The 7,009-nt window shown below is 37.0% G+C and carries 6 protein-coding genes; all 6 read right to left on the reverse strand.

The features are described 5' to 3' along the window. Positions 1-83: 83 nt before the first annotated feature. Positions 84-2,945: a hypothetical protein gene (locus tag CDZ78_RS15355; RefSeq protein WP_087870791.1), complete on the reverse strand. Its 2,862-nt coding sequence runs from the start codon at positions 2,943-2,945 to the stop codon at positions 84-86. 226 nt (positions 2,946-3,171) lie between these two features. Beyond that, the gene (locus CDZ78_RS15360) at positions 3,172-3,657 is read right to left on the reverse strand and encodes a DUF1566 domain-containing protein (RefSeq protein WP_087870792.1); all 486 of its coding nucleotides are present in this window, start codon (positions 3,655-3,657) and stop codon (positions 3,172-3,174) included. Positions 3,658-3,673: 16 nt separating this feature from the next. Next, a complete protein-coding gene (locus CDZ78_RS15365) occupies positions 3,674-3,898 on the reverse strand; it encodes a hypothetical protein (RefSeq protein ID WP_087870793.1) in 225 nt (74 codons plus the stop codon). A 21-nt stretch (positions 3,899-3,919) separates the two neighbouring features. Further along, the gene (locus CDZ78_RS15370; RefSeq protein WP_087870794.1) at positions 3,920-4,738 is read right to left on the reverse strand and encodes an Lcl C-terminal domain-containing protein; all 819 of its coding nucleotides are present in this window, start codon (positions 4,736-4,738) and stop codon (positions 3,920-3,922) included. Between the two features lie 12 nt (positions 4,739-4,750). Further along, positions 4,751-4,987, reverse strand: a complete 237-nt coding sequence (locus tag CDZ78_RS15375) for a hypothetical protein (protein ID WP_140414105.1) — start codon at positions 4,985-4,987, stop codon at positions 4,751-4,753. 472 nt (positions 4,988-5,459) lie between these two features. Further along, complete coding sequence (locus tag CDZ78_RS15380; RefSeq protein ID WP_087870796.1) at positions 5,460-6,698, reverse strand: replication initiation protein; 1,239 nt, start codon at positions 6,696-6,698, stop codon at positions 5,460-5,462. Positions 6,699-7,009 lie beyond the last annotated feature (311 nt).

A 7,009-nucleotide genomic window follows, 5' to 3' on the forward strand; every position in this document is an offset into this window, starting at 1 on the left:
CCGGTTATGACCGGTTTTTATGCGCACGATAAACTTTTGCGACAGAACCTTTTAACCTACCAGAGATGCAGTCTCAATGGTTCCTAGGGAATATTATATTCTGTATATAAGCTATCTAAAGTACCTGTATAAACTACTCCACCAAAACTATCACCCCATACGTACCCTCTTTTATCTTTAATTCCCATATAATTTTTAGTTGTTGGGTAGTATCGTCCATAGTAACCGCTATCAAAAACACTAGACTCTGGGTGTGAGGGAAAATAGCTTGGGTACTTCAATTCTACAGCATAAAATAATAAGTCAATTCTTGAAAAGTCAGGAATATCATACAGTAAGTACATAGAATCTAGAGTTCCTCTATCACTTTCACTATCAAACTCACCTCCTTCAAAATATAGCTTATTATCTTTTACTTTTAGAAAAAAATCAGTACTAGCATAGTAACGAACATAATCCGTACTCTCTTCTAAGTAATATGATTCTTTATGTTCAGGAGCATATTGAGGATATTCAATTTCTAAAGCATCAAATAGTGCATCAATCCGTTTAGTGTCAACCTTTGCTCTTTTCTGTCCTAGAGGAATATCAAATTCTACTTTCAGACTGATGATGTTATTTCTACCTGTTGGGCTATCAGAGTTTGGACAATAATTATGTGTCTCATCAACCCACTCAGTACAATATACGCCGCTTAGATCAACGAAAATACTGTCTTTATCAAATACAATAAGTGAGGGATCAAACCCCGGCATAGTGTAGTTAGAGTCTGCCATTGATACGTTAAGTATATCTGGCATAGTGTTGTCAACATCAACAAAGTTAAATCCAATTTTGTTATCACCACTAGAGAAATTGGTTGATATGTTAGTCCTATAGATTAGCTCTATGGTGTCCTCTTTGAAATTTATATCCCAATTAATAAAATCATGCTCAGGATAAGGTTTGAAGAGTCTAATGTCAGGATTTATATTAGAATTCACTGTAACAGTTTTTTCTCCTTTAATTCTTTTAGGATCATCTTCAGAAAGATGATTAAACGCATAGTTTACGTATATATTATGCCCATAAAATGATTGAAGAGTATCTGCTGTTTCAGGTATATTGTAAGGTACATCATAAGTTTCATACAGTGTATCTAATGTACCAGAATTCACTAAACCTTCGTAATCATCACCTTCCATGTATACTGTATTATTCTCAACTTTAAGATAGTTATTAGAGGTAGGATAATACCGTTTATAGGAGGTTTCCCAGCGATGTATATATGACTCTTTATGACTAGGAAAATTAACAGAATTCACTGATTCTATAGCGTTTAATAAGGTGTCAACTCTAGGGTAATCAACTGCAAAAATGACTTTTAAAATAATACGGTTTTTATACCTAGTTGGACTTTCTTCAAAATGACATAATAAAGAGCATTTTGAGCCTTTTAAATCCACATAAATATGGTTTGCATCAAATGTAATCAGACTGGGGTCAAATCCTGTCGGTGCATAGTAATTATGAAACGCTATTACACCTAGAATATCAGGCATAGTATCGTCTACGTCTTCAAAAGAAAACCCAGCCGATGTTGTATGCATATAATTGTTTGATGTGTTTGTTAATGCAATTACATCTTCATGAAAGTTTATACTCCAATTAGCGGTAGGCGAACTTTCTTCTTTATAAATAGTGAAATCTTCAACATCAAATTTAACTTCATCACTAGCTTTAACAGTTGCCTCATTTAAAAATTCTTTAGCACCCTCTGTTGTAACCTCCCAAGATTTAACTTTTATCTTATGTGTATCAAAAGACCTTGTGATGAAACCAACATTAATCAATCCACTAATATGACTATTATCTTCATCAGTACTTGGTGGTTCTGGTGTTTTAGCAAAGAATAGTTGTATTTTAACAATATCGTTATAACCGATTTTTGCCCCTTTGAGATCTACATAGACAGTATCCTTCTCAACAGTAATTAAACTTGGATCAAAACCATCTGGCAAGGATCCTGTGTCAATAACCGCTACTCCTATAATATCAGGCACAGTGTTAATGTTACTCATAAAATTAAATCCTGAAGAATCATTGATATAATAACCATCACTATCCTCAGAACCACTAAATGACATTTCAATAGTATCTTTATGAAAATTTATATCCCAAAGATTAGGATTTTCGGAATTAGGTAACGTAGAGAAATCATCAATATCAGGATTTACATGATCACTTGCTGTAACAATTACTCTATGACTAGATGTACTTATGACTGATTCTTTCCAGTTGGTATATATAGTATGCCCATCCATAGAGAAATCAGGATCAGATATTTTTCTTAACTCAGCTACCCTTGCAGCTTCTTTTTCTGCTTTCTCTTTTTCTTCTCTTGCAGTGTTCTTATCAGAGAAGTGCACTTTAAACGTAATCTGATTCCTATAATCAGTGGGGCTCTCATCATAATTACATTTTACAATCCCCAGCATCTGATTCCACCAAGAACTATGGGCGCTACTACATATAGGATCTCTCATCTCAACAAGAAATCCATTCGTCCAGACTTTAATATCATATTTATCAATCCCTTCCAGCCTAGAGAGAGGATCTATTAATTCCACCGAAGTAATATCATTTAAAGTATCGTCAACGTCTATGAATTTGAACTGATCATTATAGCCTGTACGCAGGGTCCAGTCGTCATAAATACCTGTGTACGTTATCAATATTATATCCTTCTTAATATTTATTGAATATTTCATTCCGGTGCTATTTAATACACGAAACTCAGGTATATCTGGGGTTACATCATCACTTACTGTGATGATTTTGGTTAATAGCTCTTTCTCACCGCGAACATATTTTACCTCAATCTTATTTCCATGTAGTGATTCAGCTTGCAGTGGAATACTAGCTATGAACATTATTAAAAATATTATTTTTTGTAGCCTAGTCATTGATATTTCCTATTATTTAATAATTTATAAACGCTCGGGGGAGTCGCTATTTTTTCGAAAGCTTATTTTGGGCATCCCAGTCCAAGCAAGCGGCAAAAACTTAACGCGACCTCTAATGCCTTCTCGGCGCCCCGATTCGTCCTCGTCACCTCGTTCCGACCCACGCTGAAAATCCTGGAAACGGAGCTTTAGCGAAGTGAAGATTTTTAGCGAATGAAAAGAGACCTTAAAAGGATCGTACTGGACGAACATGTCCATGAAGATTCCTATAAATAAGAACTTCCAGACCATTTGAAAACCTCATTGCCCATGATCTAATGTTTGATTCTTCCTGTTGTGATGAGCTAATGTAACGTCCATAACCCGCAAAGTCACCTATCTTTTTTTCTCTCAATTCACTATACATCAAGCCTAATTCGCCCAGAGATGGTAAATACCAGTCCTCAAATCCATTTAAGGTGTAGTCATATGCTATCCGTGCTGCTATATCTCCACTGTAAACATAGTCCTGAACACAACCTCCATCTAAGATAGCATTAGTATTTGTTTTACCAGATCCAACTTCCTGACTCTCTGCACCTGCAACCTCAACCGTGTAACAACCCCATTCAGATTGTCCTTGATCTGTTGGAGATGCTTCTATTCCATGCCTACCCCCATCTGTAGTATAGAAAACTAATCCACCTGCTGGGCCCAGTACCACCAACTTCATACAAGCACTCTCCCCATTAAGGATCGTCCTTTTCAGGGCAAATGGTTATGCTCCTATCTCGACCCACTACTTCAGGAATCTCAGGTAAAATATTCTGTAGCTTCTGAAGGAATTTCGTATTAATTACAATAGCAGCCGCATTGCTAGCTTGACCAATTTTATTCTTCTCAACTTGATCTGCAAATACCGAGCTTACTGTGAATATTAACAATAACCCTGTAACAACTTTTAATTTTTTCATTATTATTATTATCTCCAATCATCAGAAAGATCTAATAGATCTCACAGTAGCCTCACCAAATCTACTTAATCCATGACTACTTTGACCAGATCCAAAATACTGAGTCCAAGCAAATTCATTAGGACTTCTAGCTATAATATAGCTAGAAGAACTCCAGTAATTCCCATCATCAAAGCCTCCTAAACCTTTTTCTTTTAAGTTCTGGGACATTAAATCCAACTCATCACGTGAAGGTAAGTACCAGTCATCAAAGCCATTAATCTCATAATTATTTGACACCCGAGCCGCAATCTGACCACTGTACGAATACTTACCCACACAATCCGATTCAGCAAGTAACTTAGTATTAGCTGCGCCTGTACCAATAGCCGTACCCGTTACGCCATCAAACGCGATGTCCTGACACCCCCATTCGAAGTCACCCTGATCTTCCGGAGCCACTTCCAAGCCATGTATGCCACCCTCAGAAACACTGAATACCCACCCACCTGCTGGACCAACCCCGCCAACCTTATAGGTTGGACAATCACCCCACAGAAGTCTATCTGGGTTAGGACAAAAGGTTAAGACCAGAGGCTTGGTTATATTCTGAGGTATAGGGGGTAATAATTCATCCAAGTCCTCCATAGCTACTCTATTGGCTTTCAATCCTATAGAGTTCATAAAAACACCCTCCGAATTAGCATCTATAGTAGCAAGTCTCTTTTCTTCTTCAATATCAATAACTATATCCCCACCAGGAACACCAGGATTCTCAGGGGCATCGCCGTAAGCCATCACGGCCCCCGATAAAATCATAACCATAACAAAAACCACTTTTTCCAATTTTAATATATTCATACTAACCTCTCTTTAAAAATAGCCAATAAACATCGAACATGATGTCCTATCAGGCAAAAAGTTCAGGCGACCATTTATGCCTTCGGCGCCCAAGACGCCCTGCGTATGTGCGACTTCGCCACTACCATCGTAGCACTCCCTAAAATGAAGTGACTGGGCGACGGTTTCGGAATGCCTTTTTTTGTCTCCACCTACGCAGCGAACAGGAGATGCTCCAGCCGCCCTGCGTCCGCCACAGACTGAGCACAAAGCAGCTAGGCGCGCCACCGCGCGCCTCATGATAGATTTTGGGACTCCATGTCACAAAAATCGATTCGCCACGCGGCGAATCATTTGTGCCCTGGTCCGCCCCGCGTCCGCCACAGACTGAGCACAAAGCAGCTAGGCGCGCCACCGCGCGCCTCATGATAGATTTTGGGACTCCATGTCACAAAAATCGATTCGCCACGCGGCGAATCATTTGTGCCCTGGTCCGCCCCGCGTCCGCCTCAACTACGCAACAAAACCCTGCTCCGTTAAGGCTCCCACACATGGCTTGACGGCTATTCGTAATGCAATTCTTTGCCTCCCTCGCGCGCTATCGCGCACTTCGGATTGGCAACAACCCTGCGCCTTCTGGAGACTATCATCCCGTCCGGGGCTGACAGCGAAGGAAAACTCATCAATTCGTTAAATACCTAGATTAACACGTACAAATGTCGATGAGTTAAAGCTAAGATTTTCAACATTTAATTTTACCTGCAAAATCATCAATTCTAGTAATAATCGGTAATGAAGCTGACGGCGATAATAAGCCTTTTTTCTTGATGTGAGTAACAGCAAAACTATCACTTTTTACTTCCTCTAAAATGTCTTCAAGAAGCTTTTTCTTAGCTTCATCATCCAGCGAACTAATGAAATTTTCTTTTTGCTCTTTGCTGAAACTCTTAGAAAGCTTATCTTTTAATTTTGCTTTATTTTCCTTAACGGCTTTCTTCTTTTTATCATCAACAGCTTTCTTTTTTTCATCTTCTTCAAACAATGAAATACGGCTTGCGTAGTTATTTTTAATAGCGTTCACTAAGTAACCACTAAAATTTTTACTCACCTTCCCTTTCTTGTATTCGCTTTCTGAATAAGCAATATTTTTCTCTACCTGCTCAACACTAACGCCTTCAATAAGTCCCTTTGCTATTTTGTCACTGATTTTATATTCATCAATAAGCTTAAATAGTAGCTTTTCTTGTTCATTTGTTAAGTCACTTTTTACATCATTTTCCAAAGCTTCAGTTCTACCATTTTCTATAAAACCAGTATTCCTGGTGTTTTTATAAATTAAAAACTTAAACGCTACAATTTTTCTACCCTCCTTGATTCCTTCAAACTCAAAATAAATATCAGTCTTTTCTTTAAGTTCCTTTTGAGCTACTAAAATCACAAACCTTTTTAAGTCATTAATTTTACTGTACTTGGTTCCTTCAATTTTCAAAACCAACCTTATCTCTTGAATAGGTAGTACCCTTTCACCTCTGTACTGATACTGTTTTAGAAGTTCATAAAACCTAATAGCATAAGCACTCTTTAACCGGGCAATATTTGAAAAATAATACTTGGTATAATTTTTTTCCAGATTCAGGATAAGGGGCTTTAGGTCAGGGTGAATTTTGAATGAGATAACTCCTTTATCACTGTAATTCACATCAGTAAAAAAGGCTTTTTGCTGTTCAGCTCCACCCCCCCTTTTTATAACAACTGGTCTTATAAGCCCCTTGGTTGCTAATCTCAGTTGAGTGTAATTTGTATCTGTTAAATCAAAATCATTTAACAAGTTTTTGATAGAAAAAGTGTAGAACTCTTCCGTTGGATTATCCCTCATAGATACAACAATCTTTGCAAATAACTTTAGTTGCATAAGATTGAAATCAATAGGCATTTCTATAAGCTCATTAGCTTTAACAACTAGTTCTTTAAAGTTTTTCATCCTAAGAAAAGTAAAATAGTAGTAATAATTAACTAAGAGTATATTTCTTAAATGCGAGCTGTCAAAACTATTTTCGTATTTAAGTTAATTTTTCTAAGTATCACTTACCATTAAAAAACTCGTCTTTAGAACAAAAAACATTAAATTTCTCTCTTTTAAGGCTTAAAATAACAATATATCATTAACAATAAGTCATTGATAATAGTATATTTATACTGTTTTTAACTTAATTATCACCTTACCATTAAAAAACTCGTCTTTAGACCATTAAAAAAGTGATATTTAAGTATAAATCATGGTTCTGTCGCAAG

This window comes from Bathymodiolus platifrons methanotrophic gill symbiont, assembly GCF_002189065.1.
Taxonomy (GTDB): domain Bacteria; phylum Pseudomonadota; class Gammaproteobacteria; order Methylococcales; family Methylomonadaceae; genus Methyloprofundus.